Annotated in this window: 3 protein-coding genes and 1 pseudogene; 2 read left to right on the top strand and 2 right to left on the bottom strand. The window is 35.3% G+C overall.

Annotated features, from left to right (window positions below):
* Both ACTWQB_RS17015 and ACTWQB_RS17020 read right to left on the bottom strand, forming a co-directional pair.
* Positions 1–466: pseudogene (locus ACTWQB_RS17015) on the bottom strand (hypothetical protein); the annotation flags it as partial.
* Positions 467–559: 93 nt separating this feature from the next.
* Positions 560–1,096 carry a hypothetical protein gene (locus tag ACTWQB_RS17020; RefSeq protein WP_443140350.1) on the bottom strand — a complete coding sequence of 179 codons (537 nt, stop codon included), beginning with the start codon at positions 1,094–1,096 and terminating at the stop codon, positions 560–562.
* Positions 1,097–1,417: 321 nt separating this feature from the next.
* Between ACTWQB_RS17020 and ACTWQB_RS17025 the strand changes: the two genes are divergently transcribed.
* Both ACTWQB_RS17025 and ACTWQB_RS17030 read left to right on the top strand, forming a co-directional pair.
* Positions 1,418–2,674 (top strand): hypothetical protein, encoded by a 1,257-nt coding sequence (locus ACTWQB_RS17025; protein ID WP_443140351.1) that lies wholly within the window; start codon positions 1,418–1,420, stop codon positions 2,672–2,674.
* A partial coding sequence (locus ACTWQB_RS17030; RefSeq protein ID WP_443140352.1) for a hypothetical protein occupies positions 2,662–2,987 on the top strand: 326 nt, incomplete at its 3' end. The genes ACTWQB_RS17025 and ACTWQB_RS17030, both read left to right, overlap by 13 nt.

Raw genomic sequence — 2,987 nt, forward strand, 5'->3', positions numbered from 1 at the left:
GAATAAAGCTTCGTAAATCGTCTTCTTGAATTAACTGGTCCATTTCTGCGATTAAAAGCTTAGATGCTTTAAAAAAGTTTTCTCGTTGATGACGACTATCTTGTGGCTGTTTATCAATTCGCCTAATTATCAATTTCTTGAAATAGGCGACCGACGGATGAACCCCTTTAGCTTTCTCTTGTTCTAGAGAAAATGATTTAAATAGCTCGGCTTTTGTAATAACTGCAAACGCACTCGCCTGGTCTTGGTCTTCTAAAGCACTTAAAATGTTGTGGTCATGATGGTCTTCAAATTCCTGACGTAATTTAGCAAGATGTTTTTTAGCACCACCAATTTCTTCCCCAACATCATAAGAGACTTTTCGACCTTCCTGTGCATCCGTTCTAACCTCTTGAATGATCTGATTCAATTCAGATTGTTTATCCTTCCCTGTTTGTTGAACTTCAAATAAATCAAGCTGTGTCATTCTAATCCTCTCCCTTTCAAATAAGTTTGTTTGTTAAATAAAAAGAAGTGCAATCGTTAAGACTGCACTTCTCAATTCCTTGCATCGATTATGTTATCGATAGTCTAATTGGTCTCTAATGGCTTCCTTCGTCACTTCTCCAATTTTGCCAACAAAATTAAAGAAAAATGTGCCGATTGTAAAACACAGTGCCCAAATTGGAAAGATTATTTTCCAGTCAAAGTATTCGTTTGACTCCAAAGCATCTATAATTCCAGTTAGAAACGTTTCATTTCTATTAGGCAAAAATTGATATAGGAGTAAATCAATTAATGAATAGATAGAAATAAACAGCAAAAAGATAGCCACGAGAACCGACAGAATAACCATAATAATCGTGATACCCTCTCGATATTTAATGATTAACCAAGCGTCATAGCGTAGTAAATCATTCTGTAACTGTTTAAGGTCAACTTTCCTTAGGTCTCCTCTGCCCTGGAATAACCATTTGAACACAATCCATAACACTTTGACCGATAACTTTAATCCTTTGACCAACCAATTTAAACCTTTAGCCACGTAACTCAATAACACCCTAAAAATTATGGGTGCTTTCTTAATAAATGCAACTAATTTCATTATTAAATGCATTAGACATACCTCCTAATATTTAATAAAAAACCTACTTCTTTTCTTGTGTTAAAAAAATCTGATACCTTCCTCAAAACACAAAAAAAGCGACTTTAAGTCGTTTAATCGCAACACACTCATTGAAAGTGTAGCTACAACTAACGACCAAAGTCGCTTGGTATTTGATAAATGGACACAATATGCCCAAAGGCATTGTTTAAAAAGAAAAAAGAAAAGAAATAGTATGCTTTTAATATACCATAAACGCTTATATTTGACTACCTAGCCCACAAATGATATTATGTTATAAAATATTATACTTTTTAATGGTGGTGGTGATGTATGAATACATCTATAGGTGAATGGATTATGGGGCTCCCTGTGATTATTCTAACGATCCTCGCATTTCTTTGCTTGATTGCCTTTGGGTTGTTCATTGCAGGTGGTTTCCTATTTGGTACAGGGTATAGTTTTTATAAAGTCAATTCGTTTTTTCGCAATCATATCTTTGGGCGAGCCATCGGCCGACCGTTAGCCTTTATCGTACTATTTCCTTATATCCTATGCGTATGGCTATATAATAAAATTCGACCTGAGTATGACCAGATTGGTATTCCGACCATATTACGAAAACAATCAACCTATATGAATAACAAAACAGATACGTATAATTCAAATGAAAATGGGAATTGGGATCACAACAAAATAGAATCGACTAAACATGAAATAGTTGGAGATGTATCATCAAATAACCCTAACTTTATCATCGAACAATACTATGCAGACTATGAGACAGTTGAGACTCAAATGTCCATCGACAATGTAGTTCCGCTTCTTAATGAAACCTATGCTGAAGGGGAAGAAAAAGTCTATTTAGCATTAGTTCAAGATGAAAACAACGATTCATCCTTATATCTTTTGGCTAATACCGTTGACTTAACGGAAAATGATGGCCAAGGTGATATTTATGATGAGGACTATTTAAACGGTTTCCATATTTCTATGACGTTCGATGATGTTCAGCAACCACAAATGGACATTAAGGTTAGTGACTATCAACATACATTAACGTATTTTGGCTTAATGTATGAGGTAACTCGCCTTCCGGTCTCTCGTATTAAAAAAGTTCGCCGATTAAGTCAAGAAGAAGAGGCTTATACATTGGCTCAAAATCTCATTCATGGCAAGCCTGCTGAAGAGGACAAAATGTGGTATCTAATGCCATATGAATTTTTTTGGAAATCCGCTACAGAAAATTATGTCTTTAAAAAGAAATATTATCAGCAATGTTTAGATGAAGCAATCTTAACTCAAGATGAAGCGGCAATATTATTTAAACGACTATCACGAATGAACGCTAAGGGAGAAGAAATATTTATGATGGTGGATCATCAATTTAATGGGTTATTTTACGTTTTATCCAACATGGAAGATTTAGAACCAAAACCGTTCATGGAAACACAAGACTTAATTCGTGAGCCGATTGTAAAAGACTACCTAAAGGGTGATATCGACTCTCAGACACTAATCCATGTTCTTAATCAAAAAGGATATCCAGCTGATATGATGTTTGGAGGATGGTTAGAGTGGAGCATGTAAAATCTTACACCCAAGAACAAGTGAAACAAATCGTCCAAAACCATGCTCATGTGTTCAGAGAACGTAATATGTATCAAGCGTGGGAAGACTATCGAAAAGGCACATCTTTACCGAGTTATCAGCTTATTACCACCTATTTAACCAAACAGGATATTCATAGCATGGTTGGACGTAATCCAAGTTTTATCAAAGATAAAGATACATTACGGGCTCTTGCTCAACAACATGCTAATGCCTTTACAACAAAGGAAGCCTGGGATCAATACGCTGAGCGTCACTCATTACCTAAGAGTTACAAGTACATTTACTTTTT

The sequence above is a fragment of the Piscibacillus sp. B03 genome, from assembly GCF_052246295.1.
Taxonomy (GTDB): domain Bacteria; phylum Bacillota; class Bacilli; order Bacillales; family Alkalibacillaceae; genus Piscibacillus.

Coding starts and splice junctions, on each gene's coding strand:
- ACTWQB_RS17025 (WP_443140351.1), top strand. CDS start 1,418: ATGAATACATCTATAGGTGAATGGATTATGGGGCTCCCTGTGATTATT.
- ACTWQB_RS17020 (WP_443140350.1), bottom strand. CDS start 1,096: ATGCATTTAATAATGAAATTAGTTGCATTTATTAAGAAAGCACCCATA.